The sequence below is a fragment of the Allorhodopirellula solitaria genome, assembly GCF_007859855.1.
Classification (GTDB): Bacteria; Planctomycetota; Planctomycetia; order Pirellulales; family Pirellulaceae; genus Rhodopirellula; species Rhodopirellula solitaria.
Genome location: NZ_SJPK01000004.1, coordinates 568,573 through 591,063, shown reverse-complemented (window position 1 = coordinate 591,063; position 22,491 = coordinate 568,573). Strand labels below are relative to the sequence as shown.

Below are 22,491 nucleotides of genomic sequence, written 5' to 3'. Positions count from 1 at the left end.
ACATGGCCTCCGAAGAGGATGCCTAGTCTTTGGATCCGTTCGCTTTGGTACCGGCATCGTCCTTTTCCAATCGCGACTTTGCGAAGGCGGCGGCGCCCATCACGCTCGCATCATCACCTAGTTTTGCAGCTACGATTTTGAAACGATCCTTATACACGGGCATCACGCAGTGGTGTGCCGTCTTGCGAACTCGATCAAGAAACAAGTCTTCCATAGCTTCAACCAGCCCGCCGCCCAAAATGATTTTGTCGGGACAGAGCATGTGAACAACGTTGACGACTGCGTAACCGATCACGGTCGCGGCTTCCTCGATCACTTGCTTGACTGCTTTGTCGCCTTTCTTGACTGAATCAGCCAACGACCCACTACGAATCGACGATAGATCTGTCCCAGCATCCTTCAAGAGCGCCGGTGCCTCGCCGCGATAGGCGAGCTTGGCTGCCTCCGATGCGATCGCCAGACGGCTCGCTTCCGTTTCCAAAGTTCCGGGAATCTCACCACCGCTGCTGCGAACGCCCGAGCTGATTCGGGTGTGTCCAATCTCCATGCAGGAGATGCCCGCTCCATGCAAGATATTGCCTTCGTAAACACAACCGCCGCCGATACCTGTCCCGGGGAAAATCCCCACGACGCAGCGACTGCCTTCGGCGGCCCCAAAGCGATACTCTCCGTAGACACCGGCGTCGACATCGTTGACAACCGCAACGGGGCAATCAAACCGCTTGTTGAGCACCTTGCGGACGTCGACCGTGTCCCAGCCAAGATTGGGTGATGCGAGTAATCGGCCGGCTTCTAAGTCGATCGGGCCAGGACAACCGATGCCAATCCCCGCCACCCGGTCGGGATCGATTTTGCTATCGTCGAGCAAACGTTCAATCGTCGAAACGATCCGAGACATACCCGTGTCGCTGCCACGAGTTTTCCGCCGTCGTCGCCCTACCGGTTTCATGTCGCTGTCAAATGCAACGGCTAGCATCTTGGTGCCGCCGAGATCAAAACCAATCCAAATATCTTTCAAAACGATCCTCGAGTGATGGAAGCAGACGGTTTGCTGGCATTTCTTTTCGGCGCCAGCATAATCAGAATCAACTCCAACGGATACACGGGCGCACGAGATATGTGGGCGCCGCGAGTCACACCGCCCGCTGCAAGAGCACGACAACTCGGGCCGCAATCGCTTCGCTTCGCCCCACAGAATCGACCCCTTCCCCGGTTTTCGCTTTCAAGCCAATCGAGTCGATTGGACACTGCAGCAGCCCTGCGATCCGCTGCCGCATGGCATCGATGTGTGGCGCCATCTTGGGCTGTTGAGCCAGGATCACAGCATCCAAATTCCCGATTGCGTATCCCGCCTCGTGCACCTTCGCGAGCGCCGCGGCAATGAATTCGGCACTGTCGCGATCGCGATTGACTTCGGCATCATCGGGAAACAAACGCCCGATATCAGCTGCCGCGATCGCTCCGAGCAACGCATCGGTTACTGCATGCAGCAACACGTCGGCGTCACTGTGGCCGATGGCGTGGAAACACTCAGGAGCCTCATCACCGATACTCACTCCACCGATCCGCAACGGACCACCACGGCCGAGCCGATGAGAATCGTAGCCGAGGCCGATGCGAAAGGGAGGTGCAGGATGAGCCATCAGTCAGCCGGGGTGGCGGGAACACGCCGCAAGCGTTTTAGGGATTCGAGCAAGCGAACGTCTCGACGATGTTCGCAACCGACGAGACTTCCTGGTTAGGAGGTCCCTCAGTTTCAAAGTTCTTTGTTGGCGAACGCCTGCGAGACTTCACCCGCCACCGACGAAGTTAGAGCGAGGGTGAAGTAAATCGCTCACTCGCTAGCACTCGAAATCTGCACGACCGCTCAGCTTGGCGGGGTGAACTTCGGAGCAGACGGTTCGGGCGCGTCGTCCTGCTCATCATCGTACATCGCGGTCTTGCTACCAGACTTTGGGCGATCATCGACCGCCATGGCCTGGTCCACATCTCGCTGCGCCTCACGGAACTGCTGTTGCACATCGTGCAGGCTGCGCCGCAACTGGCTGTACGAATGGCCGAACTTCCTCGCGACTTCCGGCAGGTTGCCGCCGAACAAAACCACCGCAATGATTCCGATCACGGACATCTCAAAAAAACTGAGACCAAACATCTCAGACCTTTTCGTGAAGCTTTTCCGACTCGTCAACGTCATCCGTCGATTCCGCCATGCCACGCTTGAACTCGTTGGCACTCTTGCCAAGGTTTCGCATCAGCGACGGCAATTTGGAACCACCGAAGAGCAGCAGAGCGATGAACAGGATGATCAAAAGTTCGGACGTACCCGGCATGCCACCGATGAAAGCAAGCAGAAGGGCGGGTGAGGTAAAGGCAGTCAACATGGCAATTGTCCCGCTAATGGGTTGGATTCTTCAGACGTGATAGGGTGGACCAAAATCATCTGTTGTCAATGAAATTGGCGTCGTTCGCATCAAGTCGCTTCTGATTCGACGCAGCAGCTTACCTACTCGTTCGAGTAACGAAAGCAGTGTCGCCGGATGAGCGATTTCAGTTTGAGCAAACAACCTCGGCGAAAGCGGGTAGATCGAGAGCAAATCGAGTCCATCCTGCACACAGACAGAACCACTCGTTTGCAAACATCTCCGGGACCGAAGAACGCGGGACATCCGCCGCTATTGGCAGCGAAGGTTACCCGTGCAAGTCACTCATTATAGACAGCTCGGACGACGGCGTCAAAGGCACTCTCGCCCGGGCGTCCTGGATGCTGGTCCGGGAGCTCTTTCGAGACATTCCTTCGACGCCAATTTCGTTCGGCTCCGGCATTGTCACTTCTCTCACCGGAACAACCACCGCAGCCGACCAAATCGAGAAGATGTTGCGACGCAACTAGTTAACAACCGCTGTGCCTGGGCACGCTCAGCAGCAACCCGTTTTGCAAGCAACTCCTGGCCTCACAGACAGTCTCGCGAACTTGATGCTCTTGGTCGAATCGGAGTTGACAACAGGGTGGCGATGGCACTAGCCTTCACGTCGTCTCACCTTCGCGGTCCAACGGCTTCATGCTCTGCTGTTTGACTGCTTTGTTTCCTCTGCAACAAGGCCTTTCGATGAGTGGTTCGCTGTCACGCCGTTGGAATCTAGGACCACCCGCTGAGACCACGACGTCTGACGAACCCGATGGCACCGCGTTGCTAAGCGATCATGCCGCCTTGCAGCACGACACATCGGCGGCGGACCTTTCACTGGCCCCTCGCAGCAGCCTGCAGTTGCTCTCACCGCTGCACTACCAAGCCGGTTATCAGTACCCGCTGCTGGTCTGGCTACACTCCGCCGGCCACAACGAGCGACAGATCGAACAGGTGATGCCGTACATCAGTACGCGAAACTACGTTGGCTTAGGCGTGCGAGCCCCACGCGCCACCGATGTCCGCGGCTTTGGGTTTGACTGGTCAACCAACCCAGGCGCGGCAGCCAAGGCATGTGAACATGTTTGCCTTGCCATCGAGCAGGCGCAAGCGGCTTTCTCGGTTCACCCCGATCGCATCATCCTCGCCGGCTACGGCAGTGGCGCCGCGATGGCGTGCCAGGTGGCATTATTGCACAGCGATCGGTTCGCGGGTGTCGTGCGAGCAGGCGGCGAGTTCCCGAGCTCCGGTGATGCCGCATTGGATTTCAAACGGCTTCGCGCCCGACGGCTGCCGATGCTGTGGCTCCAAGCCGCCAACGGAGTCGACGACGAGCCGCAAACACTGGCTCGCGATATCAGCATGGCACAAATGATTCGCGCTCAGGTTGAAATCCGCCAGTATCAAGATGATGATGTGATGAATACGACGGCCCTGAAAGACATTGACCGCTGGTGTTTTGATAAGATCATCTCACCGAGGCCCGACGCAACCCGCGTTGGCGATTCGGTGGTGGACGATGCCGACCGAACCATGGTGGGCTTTTCGTCGAATTGAGCCCACCTCTTTCCCAAGCCACATCATGAACGCAACGACCGATCCACAGCCCAAGTCGGCCCCTCAGTCCGATCAACCGAAACCGACGGGCCCGAAGGTGCTACTGGTCGACGACGACATGGAGATTGTCGAAACAGTGAGCTATGCGCTCGAGGCGGCGGGCTACCAAGTCGTCATCGCCCGCGATGGCAATCAAGGCCTGGCTCTGGCCGAGCGGGAGAACCCGCAATTGATGATCTTGGACATGATGATGCCTAAACGTAGCGGTTTCCTTGTGCTCGAAAAACTACGCCGAGAACTTGACCTGCCCCTGCCCGTGGTCATGATCACCGGCAACGAAGGCAGCCGGCACCAAGCCTATGCCGAACTGCTCGGCGTCAACGAGTACATCCGCAAGCCGTTCTCGATGGACCGCCTGCTCGAGGCGGTCTCTCGACTGCTGACCCAAGACGCGTCCTGAGCAGGAAACGGGGAAGTCATTCTGCGCAACCCGGTGAGACGGCGAGCGACAGGCCCGACTTCCTCTCGCCAAACGCGAGCGACGTCGCTCTAACGGCTTGTCGATTCAATCGGCGTTGGCCCCGCAGTGGTGAGCCGAGGGCCGCAAGGCCTCGGGTGACGCCGCCCACCGGCCCGCTTACGCGTCTCGGCTCAATAAAACGACAGCCCGCTGAGGCCCCGGGCGGATGCCCTTCGGCTCATCTAGCGAACAAATTGCTCACACGGGCTTGGGCCACCTCAGAGGATTGCCCTCCGAACCCATCGATGGCGTCGCTGCTCGTATTGCTATCCCCCCCCGTACCTCTTGTCCAACATCGAGATTCATGACCGCACCCTCTGACGTTCCCAACTCGCTTTACGCCACTGCCCTCGAGAATGACCCGCGAATCGCCGAGGCCAAGCGGCTGATCGCGGCGGCTGTTGGCGAACATTCCGCCAAGATCGATGACGTTTCGCCACCGCGGAGCGGCCTATCTGAGTTCTACGAGTCGATTATTGCCGACTACACACGCGAGCGAGGCGCAGCACCGATCTGGCCCTACTTCGCCTCGGGGATCGGCAACGGCCCCTATGTCGAACTGGCCGACGGCAGCGTTAAGTTGGACTTCATTGGCGGGATCGGTGTCCACGGCTGCGGCCATTCGCACCCTGAAATCATCGACGCCAGCATCGACGCAGCAATTGAGGACACGGTGATGCAGGGCAACCTGCAGCAGAACGTCCCCAGCGTGCAGATGCTTAGGCGGTTGACGTCACTAGCGAGTCAATCGGGGGCGCCACTCGAGCACGCGATCCTGTCGACCAGCGGCGCGATGGCGAACGAGAACGCACTTAAATTCGCGTTTCACCATGCCCAGCCGGCCGACCGCGTGATTGCGTTCGACAACGCCTTCGCTGGGCGATCGATTGCACTGGCGGCGCTGACGGATCGCCCCGCCTATCGAGACGGGATCCCCATGGCGATCAACGTGGATTACCTGCCATTCCTGGACCCGCACGACCCAGCGGGCTCGACCCGCCGCGCTGTCGAGGAATTGACTCAACTGCTCGCCCGCTACCCCAAAAAACACGCGGCTTTCTGGGCGGAACTGATCGCGGGCGAAGGGGGATACTATCCAGGTAGCCCGGAGTTCTTCACCGCCCTCTGCCAACCACTCCGCGATGCAGGGGTGCCGATTATCTTCGACGAAATCCAGTCATTTTCGCGGACGAGCCGCCCGTTTGCTTTCCAGCACTATGGGCTCGACGAGTTCGCGGACATCGTCACGGTGGGCAAGATCACCCAAGTGTGCGCCACCTTGTACCGGAAAGATTTCCATCCGACGGCGCCGATCATCAGCCAAACGTTTACCGGCTCGACCGCCGCGATCCGCACAGGATTGAAGACCCTCGACTTGCTCGAATCCACCGGATGCTTCGGCCAAACGGGTGCCAACGTGCAGCGACACGAGTATTTCGCATCGCAGCTCAAGAAACTTTCGCAAAAGCACACGGGATTGATTGACGGTCCTTTCGGCGAGGGGATGATGATCGTTTTCACCCCTGGTGACGGGTCGTTCGAGCAGGCGAAGCTATTGATGGGGCTGCTATTCGACTTGGGGCTGCTCGGTTTTCTTTGTGGAGCGGATCCCGTGCGCCTGCGTTTCCTGCCTCCGCCAGCGATCACGACCCACGCCCACATCGATGCTGCCATCGAGTTGCTCGATGCGGGATTGACGCAGATGAAGTCCAAACTAGGCTGATGGACCCTGAAAAGGGCCAGAAAACCGTTTGCTCTCCGGTTTCTGGGGGGTATCTCCGCTTGAGGGGTTTTTGGTAGGCCACTATTATTCGCTCATGAAATACAGTCAGCTTGATCGCATCACCCTGCTCGAACCCGGCCAAAGGCTGGTCGGCGAACGCACGTTGAATGCCGACGAAGAGTACCTGCAGGACCATTTCCCTCGGTTTCCGGTCATGCCAGGCGTGATGATGCTCGAAGCCCTGCATCAGGCAGCGGCTTGGCTGATTCGAATGACGCCCGAATTCGATGAGGCCCTGGTGCTGCTACGCGAAGTCCGCAACGTTAAGTTTGGAGATTTCCTTTCGCCCGGCGAAACGCTCACCGTGGAAGCAGAAATCTTCAAAGTCAACGGCCCGTTAACGACGATCAAAGCGGTGGCTCGCAAAGGCGATCGCACAACGGTGGCCGCCCGGCTAATTTTAGAAAGCTGCTCTAGTGGCGATCCCGAACATCTTGATACCGACGACGACCTGAAACGACTCGCACGCGAGCAATTTTTTCAACTTTACGGTGACTGCCCATGCGTGGCTGCCCTGCGGCGGCCGGGCGAAAAGTCGACACCGACGATGACTCCCTAATTGGCATTCAGAGAACAACGATCTGCCAGGTATCGACGCACACGCATCGCCCAGCAATCTCTGCCATTTCGAATGCCACTGAAATACTCACTCTCTCAGTTTATCCCAGAATAGGAACACACGATGTCGCTTGATCAAGACGAAATTTTTGAAAAGGTCCAAGCCGCTTTGGTCGACGCCCTCGGCGTCGACGAAGACGAAACGACCCGCGACGCCACCTTGGTGGGCGATCTCGGTGCCGAATCGATCGACTTTCTCGATATCGTTTTCAAATTGGAAAAAGCATTCGATATCCAGATCCCACGCGAAGAGCTTTCCCCTGAAGACATCTTGACCAACAGTGAGTACGTCCAAAACGGCGTTGTCACTGCCGATGGCATGAAGGAGTTGAAGTCGCGGATGCCATGGGCAGACCTCTCCAAGTTCGAACAGAACCCACGGGTTCAAGACTTCGGCAACCTACTCACCGTGGGCGACCTGTGCAGCTACGTCGATAGCAAGGTCAACGCGTAACCATGCGTTGGTTTTGGGTCGATCGTTTCACTGAATTCGTCAGTGGCTCTCATGCGAGTGGCATCAAGAATGTCGCGCTCGATGAAGAGGTGCTCGACGGCTACAGTATCGGGTATCCGGTGTTGCCGCCGACGCTGATTATTGAAGGGCTCGCGCAAGTGGGCGGGATTCTCGTCCACGAGCACTTTCAGTTCACCAAGCGTGTTGTGCTGGCCAAGGTAGCGTCGGCCAAGTACCACGCCCCGGCCAAACCGGGCGATACACTGAACTACCACGTCGAACTGGGACGCACCCAAGAACTCGGTGCCGTGGTCAGCGGTACGAGCCATTGCAATGGCGAACTGCAGGCCGAAGTGGACCTGATGTTCGCATTTTTAGAAGAGGGGCATCTGGTTGATGGCTCTCTGTTTCATCCGGGCGATCTCCGTGCGATGCTGCGATTGATGAACTTCTTTCACGTCGCCGTTACCGCCGATGGCAAGCCCATTCCTTACTACAAGAATCTTTGAGCGTCCATGTCGCCGCGTCGCCGAGTCGTCGTTACTGGGATCGGAATGATCAACCCCATGGGTTGGGATGTCACGACGGTCTGGTCAGGTCTGAAAGAAAGCCAGAGCGGAGTCGCGCCCACGACTCTGTTTGATGCCACGGGGTTCCCCACACGCATCAGCGCTGAGATCAAGAACTGGGATATCACCCTGGCCGTCGATGACGGGGACCAACACACCCGCCGGGGCCGGCATACGCAGTTCGCAATCGCAGCTGCCTCGCAAGCGGTCGCCGATAGCGGTGTGCTCGACACGGTTGATGATCCAACGCGAATGGGTGTCTACCTCGGCAGTGGCGAGGGGAACCAAGATTTCGGCACGTTCAGCCGCATGATGGTCGAAGCACTCTCCAAAGGCGAGTACGACGTCAAACGATTTGTCGCCGCTGGCATCGACCTGCTCGACCCCGCCAAGGAACTCGAGCAAGAACCGAACATGCCCGCCGCCCACCTGGCGACACGCTTCAATGCTCAGGGCCCGAACTTCAATTGCTTGACCGCCTGCGCCGCGAGCAGCCAAGCGGTGGGAGAAGCTACCGAAATCATTCGACGAGGCGAGGCCGACGTGATGCTTGCCGGCGGCACCCATAGCATGATTCACCCGTTCGGCGTAACAGGATTCAATCTACTGACAGCCCTCTCTGAAAGCAACGACGAGCCCACCCAAGCTAGTCGCCCCTTCGACGCCGGACGCAATGGCTTTGTCCTCGGAGAAGGCTCGGCCATGGTGATCCTTGAGGAACTCGAAGCGGCCAAGAAACGTGGCGCCACGATCTACGGTGAGGTCGCTGGCTACGGGACAACCGCCGATGCCTATCGGATCACAGACATCCCGCCGGACGGACACGGCGCCATCGCCGCCATGCGGATGGCCATTGCCGATGCCGGCTTGTCGCCCGCAGAGATCGATTACGTCAACGCGCACGGCACGAGCACGAAAGTGAACGACCGGGTGGAATCCAAAGCCTGCCACGAAGTCTTTGGCGAGCTCGCGGCGACCACGCCGGTCAGCAGCACCAAGAGCATGATGGGACACTTGATCGCCGCAGCAGGGGTGACCGAAATGATTGTTTGCCTGATGGCGATGCGAGACGGTGTCCTGCCCCCGACAATCAACTACGAGACTCCCGATCCGGATTGCGACCTGGACTACGTCGCCAACGAAGCCCGGGAGGCAGACCTGAAATACGTGCTCAACAACAGCTTCGGTTTCGGCGGCCAGAACGTAACGCTCTGCCTCAGCCGGTTTGGTGGCTAACAAGGCGACAGCACGCGCGTTCGCGGACGTACCGCAGTCTCGTCCGGCAGTCACGACGCGACCGGTCCGTACACGCCGCGACCTGAAGGACTTCCTTAACGTCCCCTGGTCAATATACGGCGATGATCCGCAGTGGGTCCCACCGCTGCATGCGGAGATACGATCACGACTCAACCCGAAAAAGAATCCGTACTTCGAGCATGCCAACGCAGCGCTGTTTCTGGCCGAACGAGGCGGTCGAGTGGTGGGTCGAATCTCCGCCCAAATCTGCCAACTCGCCCAGAGACACCATGGCACGGGCGATGGACATTTCGGATTTTTTGAATGTGATGATTCTTCGCAAACTTCCGACGCCTTGTTCAACGCCGCAGAGACATGGCTGGCGGAACGCTCCATGAGCCGGATGGTTGGGCCGTTCAATCTTTCGATTCACGAAGAGGCCGGTCTGTTGATCGATGGGTTTCACCGCCCACCCTTCGTCTTCATGACGCACAATCCCCCCTACTATCAACGACTATTCGACGAGGCGGGCATGCGTCGAGAAATGGACGTCTACGCCTACTATCTCGACATCACTCTGCCGTACCAGGAACGGATCGCAAGAATCCTGAAGGCCGCTGGCCGTAACAGCAAAATCAGCCTGCGTAACGTTGACAAGGGAAATCTGAAGGCTGAACTCGGCTTGCTGCTGGAGCTGTTCAACGAGTCCTGGGCTGAGAACTGGGGACACCTACCCATGACGCAGGGTGAGGTCGATGAACTTGCGATGCTCGTTCGGCGACTATTTTCCACCGACGCTGTGGTATTGGCGGAAATCGACGGTAAGGTCGCTGGGTTTATGGTCGTTATCCCCAACCTGAACGAGCTGACAGCCGACCTCAATGGCAAGCTTTTTCCATTCGGGTGGCTACGGATGTTTTACCGCATCCAACGCAAAAGCTGCCGTTCAGTGCGTGTGCCGCTGATGGGAATCGCGAAAGAGTATCAAAACACTCGCACCGGCGCCGCAATCGCATTCTCGATGATCGATCGGTGCCGCACAGCCAGCGTCCGTCGCGGCGCAACGCACTGCGAGATGTCTTGGATCCTTGAAACCAACACAGCGATGCGATCGATTCTCGATGCATCCGGTTCGACCCTCGACAAGACCTATCGGCTGTATTCCAAATCTCTTGCCGATGTCGACCGTCCTGACGAGTAAGCGAGCTCATCGGTCGCCAGCGTGTTGCCCGTCGTGTGCACTAGCATCGCGTGATCATTCTTTTGCACCAGCGGGCTCGGCCGCTTGCTGAGCCACGGGGGCAATCGTGAACGCCAGGCTGTAGGGCTGATCTCCCGGCAGAGTGTACTCGCTGTGCGTGCGAGCTCCCCAGCTCGTATCGCCACCGACACCATGCAGTTTCAGGTCGACAAAGACCGAATTGAAATCGCTGCTTTGCAGTTCAAAGGGGTGCGCCGCTGACTCAACGTCCGACATTGTGTACGGCCAAACACTCATGCTCAGTGGTTCGTCCGCCGTGATCGCGAGGCCATTCCCAGCGTCATCGGTGACCTGCATCCAACGCACATCAGAGCGATTGGCAGTGTCTTGGGGACGGAGATAGCGGTAGAACATCTTCTCGGGAGTCGATTCGTAGACGGCAATCTCGCCACCGGTCTTGCGGTCCCAATAGGTCTCCTGAGGACCGCGACCGTACCACCTGACCTGATCGAACTCGCGGTCCACTGCGAACTTCAACCCAAAGCGTGGCAGCGATGGAATCTTGCCATCACCTGGTCGATAGCTCGCCTGCACGTGAATGACTCCGGCGGCGTAAACCGTGTACGTCAACTCACACTGAGATCCACCAACGCTTAAATCTCCGAGCACGCTGACCTCGACGCGGTCCTTTTTCGCTTCGACATCAAATTTGGTAACCGCAAACTGCTCCGCCGCATCCTGCCAAGCACCGAGTCGGTTGACGTATTTGTTGCCGTACTGATTATCGTTGGGGATCTTCCAAAAATTCAGTGCTAGCTCCGTCTGCAACCGTTCTTCGCCGCCGACTTTCAGTGACGTCAGGGTGCCGTGATGAGTATCAAAGGTGGCTTGCACACTCCCGGTTGCGATGATGCGGTGGTCGTCGTCAGGAGAGGTCACTGTGATCTCTTCATCGGATACCGGCGGCCCGCTTTGCTCGGCTCCGCTCAACTGGAATTGGTCCCAGGCGACGCGGTGTCCAGCGGCAGCCCATGGCGTGGGCGTCGCGGTTTCAAAGGCGATACTCAGCAAGGCTTCCCCTTGCATAGCGGCTGTCTTCATTGTCGGAATGACAATGGCCTGATCGCTGCCGGGTTCGATATCAAAGGGTTTGAGTGTCGCTCGGCCGACGATCTTCCCGTCCAGACGCAGTATCACGCGGGGAATGAATTCGTTCGTATTGGTGAACGCGAACTTGTTCTCAACCCGAAACTTACCTGAGGCCAGGTCTTCGGCAGTCACCTTGATGTTCTGATGGACCTTTTTCACTTCCCACAAATGGGGATTGGGGTTCCTGTCAGGACTAACCAGTCCGTTGGCACAGAAATTCCCGTCGTTGGGCCGGTCTCCAAAATCGCCGCCATAGGCCATGAAGGTTTGCTCCGCGTCAGGCGAAGGCTCCTCACGCTCGGTAGCCAACAGATCCAAATCAACAACCAATCCTTCGCTGCTGCGACTCTCGACGTCGCTAACCTGCGATGCCGAAAGAGCACGATCGTAGATGCGAGCGGCGCGAATGGGCAGGGTCGATGTTCTTTCGGGAACCTCCGAGTTGCGACCAATGTTGACTGGAAAACCACTCGACGCGATCGGTTCGGCAAAGGGCTGCTCTTTCACGAGCGTTGCATTGACATAGAGCCGCATGGTCGCGCCATCGTAGGTTGCGGTAATCCGGTTCTCGCCGTCGACCAGCCCGGCTTCCTCATAGGAGGCTTGAATGCCTTTCCAAGCGTCCGAGAACAAGGTGAAATTCACGCCGCCAGAATCAACTCGCAACAGGTATTGATGGTCGCCTTTGGAGATCAGCGGATTGAACCCGTCGGCCCGATTGCCAACCACGATGGCTTCCAAGGTGAGTCCACCGGTGGGATTGAGGTCCTCACTTTCAGGCACCACGACAGCGCCGGTAACACCGTTTTCCTTGTCGACGCTACCGATCACACGGGCCGTTCGCTGCGTGTTTGCTTGATCGACGACGGTATATTGCGGTGGGATGGGCTTGCGGAGACCCTGGTCGACCCAGTCCCAGATGAACCCGCCCTGCAACGCATCGTGAGCTTCGATCGCGGTCCAGTAATCTTGGAAGTTCCCGACACTGTTGCCCATCGCATGGGCATACTCGCACAGGACCAGCGGGCGATCCGGTTGTTTCGTGGCATAGTTCACAATCCGATTGATGCCAGCATACATGGGGCAGCGGATGTCGGTATTGCGGTCCCGAAACCCGGCTTGCTCGTACTGGACTGGTCGCGACGGATCACGTTGCTTCACCCAATCGTAGTTGGCCATGAAGTTCACCCCATTGCCAGCTTCGTTTCCGAGAGACCAGATGATGATCGATGGATGGTTTTTGTCGCGTTCAACCATTCGCTGCACCCGGTCGAGGTGCGCTTTGCCCCAGCTTGGGTCTTTCGCTAAGGATTCCTTGCCGTACCCCATACCATGGGATTCGATATTGGTTTCATCGACGACGTACAAACCGTACTGATCACAGAGCGCATACCACATCGGCGTGTTGGGATAGTGGCTGGTGCGGACTGCGTTGATATTGAACTGCTTCATCTTTTTGATGTCAGCAATCATCGACTCTCGAGAAACCGTATGGCCGGTGTCCGGGTCATGTTCGTGCCGATTGACGCCCTTTAAGTAAATCGGCTTCCCATTGACGTGCAGGAGCCCGTCTTGAATCTCTACCTCGCGGAAACCGATCTGGGTACTGACCACTTCGACGGTTTGTCCATCGGAATCGCTCAGTGTCAACAACAACCGGTACAGACAGGGCTTCTCCGCAGACCACAGCGCAGGAGCTTCGACAAGCGTCTGCAGAGTGAGGTGCCCTGATTGAGCTTGGTCGCCCGTGGGAGATTGGGTTTCGCTCGCGACGACTTCTCCGGCTTCGTCGAGCAGTTCCATCTGCAACGACCAATCGCTCTGCTGCTGAGCCGCATCGGCAATCTCAACCTCGACCCGCAGCGAGGCGTCGCGGTATTCATCATCGAGATCGGTGTGCGCGAAATAGTCGTGGATGTGCAGTTGGTCCGCCGACCACAGCGACACGTCGCGAAAGATTCCACTGAGACGCCAAAAATCTTGATCTTCGAGATAGCTGCCATCGCAGTAGCGATACACTTCTGCAGCGATGGTATTGACCCCGGACTGCACGTACTGAGTGATATCGAAACTCGCGGGGGTGCGACTGCCTTGGCTATATCCCACCTTCTGTCCGTTGACCCACAGATAGAATGCGGAGTCGACGCCATCAAACTGCACAAAGATTTGGCGTCCGTCCCACGCCTTCTCAATCTCAAACTCGCGGCGGTAACAGCCGACCGGGTTCCGAGCGTCAAAGTTTGTGTAGTCCTCCGGGGGAGTTCCCATCACACGCGGCGGGTCTTTTTTAAAAGGATAAGTGATGTTCGAGTATAGCGGCACGCCGTAGCCATGCAGCTGCCAATTGCTCGGCACAGGGATCTCGTCCCACCGACTGACGTCGAAGTCACGGCGGTAGAAATCCGCGGGCCGGCTATCGGGATCCTTGGCCCAGTGGAACTTCCAGGGCCCGTTGAGGCTCTGAAAGAACGGGCTCGACTCGGGATCGTCTGAAGTCGCGGTTTCACGGTCCAGGTGAGGCACCGAAGTGGCCCGCGGTGGCAGCTTATGAATGCCAATGACCTGTTCGTTCTCCCAGTCCGGTGCTTCGCATCGGGCGGCAACTGGGCAGAGTGACGCCAGCAGCAGGACTACAAGCGTCATCCCAACCGGGAGTTTGGCAGTTCTCTTCATGACATCCATCATCGATTCCAGGCGTGGGTGGTTCGTAACGCAATCACGCCTTCAAATTACGGGCGAGCGTTGCTTTCGACAACCGGTTGCCCTCCGCGCACGTCGCCGGAAGACTCCGAAACATCGAGGTTTGTTAACCCGCGAACGAGTCTAACTCGCCAGGAAACGGACCCTGCGATACCGAGGGCAGCTAGCAGCGTTCAATGATTCCGCCGCTCAGACGCACTGGCGATCTGCCGAAGTTCTTCGATGCACTCACTCATCACGGGCAGGTCGATTTCGTGGACGTTGACGCTCTCACCGATGTCACGGAGCATCGTCACCGTAAGACGGCCGCCAAGGTGTTGCCGAAATTCTTCGAGTCCTTTCAGCACGGCTTCGCGGTCGCTTAGAGCGTCGCACCAAAGCGGTGAACCGATGGCCGCGATGCAGTCGCACACACGTAGCGCGGTATCATGATCCAAACCCAAAACGCGAGCCGAATACAGTGTGTCCAACGCAACCCCGATCCCCACCGCTTCGCCGTGACGCAGTTGGTAACCTGTCATCGGTTCGAGCCGGTGTGCGGACCAATGCCCGAAATCCAGTGGCCTCGCTTCGAGAGCTTCAAACGGGTCGCCACCGAGCGTGATGTGGTCGAGGTGCAATCGACACGACCGCGCGATCGCCTCTGAACTGACCTGAGACTCTCGCTGCCGGATGGAGGCTGCGTTCTTTTCGATCCAATCGAAGAACGAGGTGTCCTTGAGCAGTGCCACCTTGATCGCTTCGGTCAGCCCCGAGTGAAAATCGCGGTCGGGTAGCGTCTGTAGAATTTCGGCGTCATTGATGACCGCCCAAGGCACGGCGAAGGTACCGATCCAGTTCTTCTTGCCGAATTGATTGATGGCGTTCTTCACACCGATCCCCGAATCGGCCTGGGCGAGCGTCGTCGACGGCAATCGAATCAAGCGAATGCCGCGGTGGGCAATCGCCGCGGCGTAGCCGGCCACGTCGAGTACGGCACCGCCGCCAGCGACGATGATGTAGCTGCGACGGTCCATGTCAAACTCGTGGATCCGTTCCAGCAATCCCTGAAGAATGGCGGGCGAATTTTTACACGCTTCACCGCCAGGAATGGAGTAAGGGAGGCCAGCCAATTCCACGGAGGCACACCCGGCGAGTCGCTCGCCAAGCCGATCCGTAAAATCGGACCCTCGTTCCGCTACCGCACCCAGGTTGGAGTCCACCCACAACTGCACCTTCGCTGGGGTACTGGGATCACTCGCCAACAGATCCGTCAAGACATCAAAGTCGGCGTCACTGACATCGCTCGTGTGTCGCAGTCGATGAGTGAACGTCACGGCGAAGGGCACATCCACATCGCTCACCGGGAGCTGCTCCTGCGGCGGCTGCGGGTCGGCGCGCCGCGGTCCACAGCTGCTCTTCCCCCCTCCGCAGACCGGGCGAGTACTCGGGGCCGCAGAGTGGGCAGGCACGATAGAATCAGCATGGTCAGACACGAGGCAGGCGGTGGGGAGTGCGAGGAGGGAGTGTAGGAGCGGGTGTGGGATTGATGCTTGGCGTCAGAACGCTACAACCCAACAACCGTTCATTGTAACTGCAAACCGACTCCTTCCCAAGGAACCCATGACGATGCAACAACGACGACTAGGCAGCAGCGGAATCACTGTTTCGGATATCTGCATGGGGACGATGACGTTCGGTAGCTCATGCGACGAAACACTTTCGCACGCCATTTGCGATGTGGCCGCCGATTCCGGAATCAATTTTTTCGACGCCGCTGAGATCTACCCGGTCCCGCCACAGAAAGACACAGTTGGCGTGACGGAGGAAATTTTCGGCCGTTGGCTCGCGGGCAAGCCCCGCGATTCGATCACTGTGGCAACCAAGATTACGGGCCCCGGCCACGGTTGGTTCCCTCCCCCGGTGCGTCATGGCCGGACGACCTTGGACCGTCATCAGATCCTCCGATCCTGCGACGATTCGCTCCGCCGGTTGGGGACCGACTATATCGATCTTTATCAGATTCACTGGCCCGATCATGGCTTGCCCTATGAGGAAATTCTCGATGCGTTGACGCACCTCAAACGCTCCGGCAAGGTGCGGGTGATCGGCTGCAGCAACGAAACCTCGTGGGGGCTGATGAAGAGTTTATGGGCCGCCGACGTGTGCGGCGTCGAGCGGTATCAAACCGTGCAGAATAATTTCAGCCTGATCAACCGTCGCTGCGAGAGTGAGCTGGCACAGGTTTGTCGCCGAGAAAACGTCAGCTTACTGCCGTACTCACCACTCGGCGGAGGCGTGCTGACGGGCAAGTACAATGGCGGCCCCCCGCCAGGGGCTCGCTTCACCGATTATCTCGTCGGCGACGGAGAACGCCAGAAACGCATGGCCGAACGCTTCGTCAACGATCGCACGATCGAGACAACACGGCGATTGATGAATATTGCCGAGTCGATCGGTGTCTCCGTGACCGCCTTGGCGGTGGCCTGGAGCAGGCAGCACGATTTCGTCGCCTCCACGATCATCGGCGCCACCTCGATCGAGCAGCTGCGTGAAAGCCTCACTGCCGCTGACCTGATTCTCGATGCCGAGACGCTCAGCCGGATCGACGAGATCGATACCGAAATCCCGACACCGATGACCGAGGATGGCTTGCGGCGATTATAAGTGGCGGTCGAATAGGATTCATTCAAGTTTGGTCTAGCCAGCCGATCCCAACAATTGCTAGTTCGGATGTATTCTGCGACTTTGATCATGACCTCGCTTGGGCCCCATCGTGTTTCACGCTCAGCAACATACTCACCCCACGTCCTTGACGTGTTCGCACCGCTCCGTGCGTTCGGCTGCTTACGCTGCCGCGGCGATCGTCGTCATGTTGTCTTGCCTCAGCAGCGGGTGCGTGCGGCGGCGTATGACGGTACGTACCTCCCCTCCCGGTGCAACGGTCTCGATCGATAACCAGCTGATCGGGACCAGCCCCGCGGCCACCAGTTTTGTGTACTATGGAACACGAGAGATTCGGGTAGAAAAAGAAGGCTATCGCACGGAAACAATTCGCCGAAAAATCAAGCCACCCTGGTATGAATGGCCCGTGGCAGAATTCGTCAGCGAAACACTCTGGCCAGGCGAGATTCGCGACGAACGCATCATCGACGTGGAACTGGTCCCCGCCGTGACAGAATCTTCCGACGAGGTGCTCGGCCGCGCCGAACATCTCCGCAGCCAAGCGATCGGTGGCGGGTAAACTTGTGCTATCGTCAGCGAGGCCACAAGCTGTCGCTTTGCAACGCGTGATCAAAAAGTGGCGGATTTAGCGAAAGCTTCTCTGTAGTGGTCGAGGCGACGAGCTGTTGAACCCTGCAAGTTTTCCCACGCCAAAGGCGTTGAAGAAAGTAGCCGGTGGTCAAGCGCAAGCGAATACCAACGGAAACGCTGAGAAACACGCGTGCCAACCCCGAATGGGGTGGAAGATCATTCTCGACGAGGTCTGCGACCCACTTCGGGGTCGACGCTCCATCTTCAACGAACAACCGTAGGTGGCGCTGCGCTTACCTACGACTATCTTCTTTCATCCCTTGCAGGATACTTGTGGGTAATCGAAAGCTCGTCGCCCCGTCCACTTCCAATTCGCCGCTTATGGATCACGCGACATGACGGAACGCTTAGCAGAAATGCTTCACCGCGTTGGTAGACGGATCCAAAGGAAGTGCCATTCGGCGCTAGCCGCGGGTACCCGCTGTTACCCGCTCACAAGAGTTGTGCGGATTCATTTCTCCTGATGTGCTTAGAAACCGTTCGATCCTGCTCATGACATTGGGCTGCATGATGATGCTCAGGTGAGTCGCAGCGACTCGATGGACCGCGATATGGGGTAAACGGCTGAGATCAATTTCACTGACCCCCAGGTCGATTTTGGCCCAGAGCACCATTCGATCGACATTCGGGTCACACTCGAGATTCTCAGCCGCGCGATCGGGATGAGAGACGATCGCGATTTCAGGAATGAGGTCACCACCGGCATAGTGGATTGCCTTGATAATGCAGCCGCTGCGCATCACAGGCGCGACCGAAGCAAGTGCGATGACGCGGTGTCCAGGTGTTCGTGCGATCGCACGACGCGCCAACCAATCTCCAAAACTATGAGTAACGATCGCGATCGACGAGCCACTACCATCGTCTTCGATCCAACGCGAGAGTCGGGTGACGGTGGCGTCGATGTCGCGAAAGATCAGGCGGTCTCGCCAGATCTCAACAGGATCCCAGCGTTTGCTCAAGACGCGCCGCAGCGGCCACATGGCCATCGGCGGTTCCAAGAGTCCAGGGATCAACAAAACGCGGTCGATGGTGGCATCTCGCTCGGGCATCGACGCAACAATTCACGGGGTTCAAGGGGCGGTAAAAAAGCCTGCCAGGGGAGCTCGTGACAGCCGAGCCTCAGTAGCAGGGCTGTGCTCACGAAGCTCTCCGTCGCAGCCAATCTTACCCGAAAAAACCTGCAGCGCGGCTGAGGGGGAGTGATCTCCATCGTGCTCAGGCTGAGAATCATCGTCAAACCGTTCGTCATCACTGTCTTTTCCAGCGGCGACCATCTCGTCAGCCGACATCAGCCCATCGACAACATGCTTGCCTCGTGGTTGACGCGGCCGCGTGTCAGCCTCAGTGGAATGGTCAGCGAGAAACTCTCGCACTCGATTGCTCGGGACAGCGCGGTCAGCATTGCTTGACTCGACAGCCGCTACCGGTTGAGCGTCCGATTCGTCGCTGCGGACGGCGTGCTCCAATTCCGCTCGCAGTACGCGAACGTCGCGAGGAGCCTCGATACCGATTCGGATCTGATTGTTTCGCAGCTTGATGATCGTGATCGTTACGTCGTCACCGATTTTGATTTTTTCGTTCAGTTTTCGTGTCAGAACCAACATGGCATTCTCCTTAGTGCCCAGGCCCCACTGCCGCTCGAAAGATGAGCGGCAGTGAGAAACCAGGATTGAAACTCGAAAAGATGGGAAAGGCGGGGGCCGCCGCTGAAGTCCTCGCCTCAGCCGGCAACGAAAGAGTGGTAATGCAACCGGGATGCCAAAACCGACACCTGGCAACCTCGAAAGGTCGTAAGTCTCTTCGCAACAATCACTTAGAAACATTCGTTTAAGCGTTCGAAAATTCCAGACCGGGCGGAAACGGAAGGATTTACAAGGACAAATCCCTGCTTTACAAAAGTTCCTGATTTACAAAGGACATTGCGTCGTGAATGTTACTGCTATTTCGTTGGCGAAGAATCAATGGACAGCCCGCGAAGTAGGCGAGTCCGAGCTGCAAATAGGCGGGCCCAGCCGCTATACTTGCACCCCGCGTCCCGTGGCCACCGTCGCGTAGTCGGTGATTGAGACTATGCTCTCATCTCATCGACTCCGACGAACTGCGGTACCCCTGCCAGAGTCTGTCAGTGAGTACAAGGTTCGCGGCAGGCGGACTCGACTCGATTTTCTTGCTTACCCTGAATTGAAAGAAAGCGGCGCGAATGCCTCTTCCGGACCCCGTGCGTCAGCATGGTTACTACCGCGTAACGGCTGCTTCCCCGGATCTGCGGGTGGCCGACCCAAAGTTCAATGTGCAGGCGTCGATTGTGATGCTGCAGCAGTCTGAAGACTCGGATCTGATCGTGCTGCCCGAACTCGGTTTGACCGGCTACACCTGTGGCGATCTGTTTGCCACGGGGACGCTGCTCGATGCCGCCCGAGACGCCCTACTGGAGTTGGTCGAAGCTACCGCTGCGATGCATGCGATCGTAGCCGCCGGTTTGCCTTTGGCGGTAGGGACGAGCGTCATGAATGTGGCCGCAATCGTCGGGCGTGGCCGGTTGTGGGGGATCGTTCCCAAGACGTTCCTGCCGACCTACCGCGAATTTTACGAGGGACGGCATTTCCGCGCCGCCAGCTCCGGTGACCCCGAGAGCGTATCGATCGGCGGCGAAGAGATTCCTTTCGGCACCGATCTGCTGTTTCGCGATCGAGACGCGGTGCTCGCTGCGGAGATATGTGAAGATCTCTGGGTGCCTGTCCCACCGAGCTCGCACGCAGTGATCGCCGGCGCCAACGTCGTTGCGAATCTGTCGGCGAGCAATGAGACTGTGGGCAAGGCACAGTGGCGGCGCGATCTCGTCGTCAGCCAATCAGGGCGGTTAATCTGCGGCTACGTCTATGCCTCCGCAGGCGGCGGCGAGTCGACGAGCGACCTCGTTTACGGAGGCCACTGTCTGATTGCTGAAAACGGCGGACTGCTAGGACAGTCCCGCCGCATCGGCGATGGCGAGCACCCGATCTTGCCCGAGCCAGCCCAGTTGACTCGGGATCTCGATCTGCAGCGTCTCATGCATGATCGGCGAGTGATGGGATCCTTCGACGATTTTCGAGATTCACTGCCTCGCCGGTATCGCTGGATCGATGTCGAACCATCCACCCCGCCGCAGACCGCTGCGAAATCTCGCGTGAAGCTGCAGCGACGCATCGACCCGCATCCCTTCGTGCCCGATGAGGCGTCTGAGCGAGAGGCGCGCTGTGCCGAGATTTTAGCCATTCAAACCGGCGGATTGGTCAAGCGCCTCGCGGGGCTGCCGGAAGACCTCACGCTCTCGATCGGTGTTTCCGGCGGTCTCGACAGCACGCTCGCTCTGTTGGTTGCGATCGGTGCCGTCGATCATCTGCAGCGTGACCGGAGCGTGATCGAGGCGCTCGTCATGCCGGGTTTTGGAACCACGTCACATACGCGCAACAACGCCGTTGACCTTGTCGAACGACTCGGGGTGACCTGCCGAACCATCGACATCCGGCAACTCTCGCTCGACACATTCACAGGGCTAGAGCACTCACCGATGGGAATCGAGGTAAGCGAGCAAACCGACATTGCGAACCTCCAGCAAGCACTGGAGTCGACCGACGACGACGCCTCGGACCTGGTCTTCGAGAATGTGCAGGCCCGGATGCGAACGCTGCTGCTGATGAGCCGTGGCTTCGTGCTCGGCACAGGCGATCTCAGCGAGCAAGCGTTGGGGTGGAGCACCTACAACGGCGACCACATGTCGATGTACAACGTCAACTGCTCGATCCCCAAAACGCTCGTTCGATACCTCGTCCGTTATATTGCCGACCATCGCTACGAGGGCGAGATGAGAACACTCCTGCATGGCATCGCCGATACCCCGATTTCGCCGGAACTTTTGCCGCCGACGAGCGATGGTCAAATCCGGCAAAGCACCGAGGCGTCTCTCGGCCCTTATGAATTGCACGACTTCTTTCTCTATCACTTTGTTCGTGGCGGCTGCGATGTGGACAAACTCCGCTTCCTGGCCGGCACCGCGACATTCGCCGAGCCCCATAGCGATGATGTGATTGAACAGACCTTGCGGACATTCATCCGCCGATTCTTCGCCAGCCAGTACAAACGCAACTGCGTCCCCGATGGCCCCAAGGTCGGTTCAGTATCGCTCTCGCCCCGTGGCGATTGGCGGATGCCGTCGGATGCTTCCGCGGCAGCCTTTCAATCCGAGCGGCCGAAATCATGAAGATCTGGGTCGATGCGGACGCCGCCCCGACGGACGTCAAAACGATCGTGTTTCGCGCCGCCACGCGGCGAAACATTGAGACGATTCTCGTCGCCAACCAACCCATCCCGATTCCACCGGCTGCCGCAGCGACGGCACGATCGGTTGTCGTCCGCGAGGGAGCCGACCAAGCCGATCGGTATATCGTCAAACACGGCCAACCGATGGAACTGGCCATCACCGCCGACCTCCCGCTGGCCGCCGATCTCGTCGCCAAAGGCTTGCTCGTCATCGATCCACGCGGGGAAGAGTATTCAGCAGCGAATATCGCCAGTCGCCTGTCGATGCGCAACTTCATGGATTCTCTTCGCGGTACAGGCGTCGTTACCAGCGGCAGCGCCCCGTATAACGAAAAAGACAAGAAAGCTTTCGCAGCCACGTTCGATCGCCTACTACAGAAAGCCACCCGCTGGCACCAAGATCATCCCGACGGCAAACAAACGTAGCATTTTGGGTTCATCCGACCGAAGCGTGCGCAGAGCACAGCGGAAGGTTTTTTGAGGCATGGCTCTCGTATCCAATGATCGTTCAACAATGCGTCCCTGACGAACAAACGCTCGCCAGGGACCGACAACACCATTGGCGTACCGCTTTTGCAGGGAAACGCTGGCGACCGAGATATCCCTTGCCAAGCCAGCACCTCTGCAGAGCTCGGCTCCGTTTCTCCCGGCAGTGCCAGTCTAACATTGATAATCACATCCCACAAATAAATCCTTCGATACGGGA

20 protein-coding genes are annotated in these 22,491 nt (G+C 58.1%); 12 read left to right on the top strand and 8 right to left on the bottom strand.

Annotated features, from left to right (window positions below):
• Window positions 1-22: 22 nt before the first annotated feature.
• From CA85_RS10870 to CA85_RS10855, 4 genes are all read right to left on the bottom strand, one after another.
• A complete protein-coding gene (locus tag CA85_RS10870; protein ID WP_146391337.1) occupies window positions 23-1,018 on the bottom strand; it encodes an ROK family protein in 996 nt (331 codons plus the stop codon).
• 115 nt (window positions 1,019-1,133) lie between these two features.
• Entirely contained in the window at window positions 1,134-1,643 is a 510-nt protein-coding gene (ispF, locus tag CA85_RS10865; RefSeq protein WP_146391336.1) for a 2-C-methyl-D-erythritol 2,4-cyclodiphosphate synthase, read from the bottom strand.
• A gap of 224 nt (window positions 1,644-1,867) precedes the next feature.
• On the bottom strand, window positions 1,868-2,152 hold the full coding sequence (locus CA85_RS10860) for a Sec-independent protein translocase subunit TatA/TatB (protein WP_146391335.1): 285 nt from the start codon (window positions 2,150-2,152) through the stop codon (window positions 1,868-1,870).
• A 1-nt stretch (window position 2,153) separates the two neighbouring features.
• Complete coding sequence (locus CA85_RS10855; protein ID WP_146391334.1) at window positions 2,154-2,381, bottom strand: Sec-independent protein translocase subunit TatA/TatB; 228 nt, start codon at window positions 2,379-2,381, stop codon at window positions 2,154-2,156.
• A gap of 726 nt (window positions 2,382-3,107) precedes the next feature.
• Here CA85_RS10855 and CA85_RS10850 point away from each other — a divergent pair.
• The 8 genes from CA85_RS10850 (at window position 3,108) to CA85_RS10815 (ending at window position 10,343) form a co-directional block, all read left to right on the top strand.
• Complete coding sequence (locus tag CA85_RS10850; protein WP_146391333.1) at window positions 3,108-3,962, top strand: alpha/beta hydrolase; 855 nt, start codon at window positions 3,108-3,110, stop codon at window positions 3,960-3,962.
• A 25-nt stretch (window positions 3,963-3,987) separates the two neighbouring features.
• Window positions 3,988-4,422 (top strand): response regulator, encoded by a 435-nt coding sequence (locus tag CA85_RS10845; RefSeq protein WP_146391332.1) that lies wholly within the window; start codon window positions 3,988-3,990, stop codon window positions 4,420-4,422.
• A 364-nt stretch (window positions 4,423-4,786) separates the two neighbouring features.
• Window positions 4,787-6,205, top strand: coding sequence for an aminotransferase class III-fold pyridoxal phosphate-dependent enzyme (locus CA85_RS10840; RefSeq protein WP_146391331.1), 1,419 nt, complete (start codon window positions 4,787-4,789; stop codon window positions 6,203-6,205).
• 94 nt (window positions 6,206-6,299) lie between these two features.
• Entirely contained in the window at window positions 6,300-6,824 is a 525-nt protein-coding gene (locus CA85_RS10835; RefSeq protein ID WP_146391330.1) for a 3-hydroxyacyl-ACP dehydratase FabZ family protein, read from the top strand.
• A gap of 123 nt (window positions 6,825-6,947) precedes the next feature.
• Window positions 6,948-7,337 (top strand): acyl carrier protein, encoded by a 390-nt coding sequence (locus tag CA85_RS10830; RefSeq protein WP_146391329.1) that lies wholly within the window; start codon window positions 6,948-6,950, stop codon window positions 7,335-7,337.
• A 2-nt stretch (window positions 7,338-7,339) separates the two neighbouring features.
• Complete coding sequence (locus tag CA85_RS10825) at window positions 7,340-7,846, top strand: 3-hydroxyacyl-ACP dehydratase FabZ family protein (RefSeq protein WP_146391328.1); 507 nt, start codon at window positions 7,340-7,342, stop codon at window positions 7,844-7,846.
• 6 nt (window positions 7,847-7,852) lie between these two features.
• The gene (locus tag CA85_RS10820; RefSeq protein ID WP_146391327.1) at window positions 7,853-9,142 is read left to right on the top strand and encodes a beta-ketoacyl-[acyl-carrier-protein] synthase family protein; all 1,290 of its coding nucleotides are present in this window, start codon (window positions 7,853-7,855) and stop codon (window positions 9,140-9,142) included.
• Window positions 9,135-10,343: an N-acetyltransferase gene (locus CA85_RS10815; protein WP_146391326.1), complete on the top strand. Its 1,209-nt coding sequence runs from the start codon at window positions 9,135-9,137 to the stop codon at window positions 10,341-10,343. Before CA85_RS10820 ends, CA85_RS10815 begins: the two co-directional genes overlap by 8 nt.
• A 54-nt stretch (window positions 10,344-10,397) precedes the next feature.
• Here the strand turns inward: CA85_RS10815 and CA85_RS10810 are convergent, their stop codons facing one another.
• Window positions 10,398-14,165 (bottom strand): glycoside hydrolase family 2 TIM barrel-domain containing protein, encoded by a 3,768-nt coding sequence (locus tag CA85_RS10810; protein ID WP_246112683.1) that lies wholly within the window; start codon window positions 14,163-14,165, stop codon window positions 10,398-10,400.
• A gap of 200 nt (window positions 14,166-14,365) precedes the next feature.
• The gene (locus CA85_RS10805) at window positions 14,366-15,535 is read right to left on the bottom strand and encodes a 3-dehydroquinate synthase (RefSeq protein WP_146391465.1); all 1,170 of its coding nucleotides are present in this window, start codon (window positions 15,533-15,535) and stop codon (window positions 14,366-14,368) included.
• Between the two features lie 265 nt (window positions 15,536-15,800).
• Between CA85_RS10805 and CA85_RS10800 the strand changes: the two genes are divergently transcribed.
• Window positions 15,801-16,838, top strand: a complete 1,038-nt coding sequence (locus CA85_RS10800; RefSeq protein ID WP_146391324.1) for an aldo/keto reductase — start codon at window positions 15,801-15,803, stop codon at window positions 16,836-16,838.
• Between the two features lie 166 nt (window positions 16,839-17,004).
• Entirely contained in the window at window positions 17,005-17,415 is a 411-nt protein-coding gene (locus tag CA85_RS10795) for a PEGA domain-containing protein (protein WP_246112682.1), read from the top strand.
• A gap of 475 nt (window positions 17,416-17,890) precedes the next feature.
• On the opposite strand, the gene CA85_RS10790 is transcribed toward CA85_RS10795, so the two are convergent.
• Window positions 17,891-18,535 (bottom strand): lipase family protein, encoded by a 645-nt coding sequence (locus CA85_RS10790; protein ID WP_146391323.1) that lies wholly within the window; start codon window positions 18,533-18,535, stop codon window positions 17,891-17,893.
• A 21-nt stretch (window positions 18,536-18,556) separates the two neighbouring features.
• Window positions 18,557-19,090, bottom strand: coding sequence for a carbon storage regulator CsrA (csrA, locus tag CA85_RS10785; protein ID WP_146391322.1), 534 nt, complete (start codon window positions 19,088-19,090; stop codon window positions 18,557-18,559).
• Window positions 19,091-19,686: 596 nt separating this feature from the next.
• Between csrA and CA85_RS10780 the strand changes: the two genes are divergently transcribed.
• Both CA85_RS10780 and CA85_RS10775 read left to right on the top strand, forming a co-directional pair.
• Window positions 19,687-21,726 (top strand): NAD(+) synthase, encoded by a 2,040-nt coding sequence (locus CA85_RS10780; RefSeq protein ID WP_146391321.1) that lies wholly within the window; start codon window positions 19,687-19,689, stop codon window positions 21,724-21,726.
• Entirely contained in the window at window positions 21,723-22,211 is a 489-nt protein-coding gene (locus tag CA85_RS10775; RefSeq protein ID WP_146391320.1) for a YaiI/YqxD family protein, read from the top strand. The genes CA85_RS10780 and CA85_RS10775 overlap by 4 nt, the downstream gene beginning before the upstream one ends.
• Window positions 22,212-22,491: the final 280 nt, after the last annotated feature.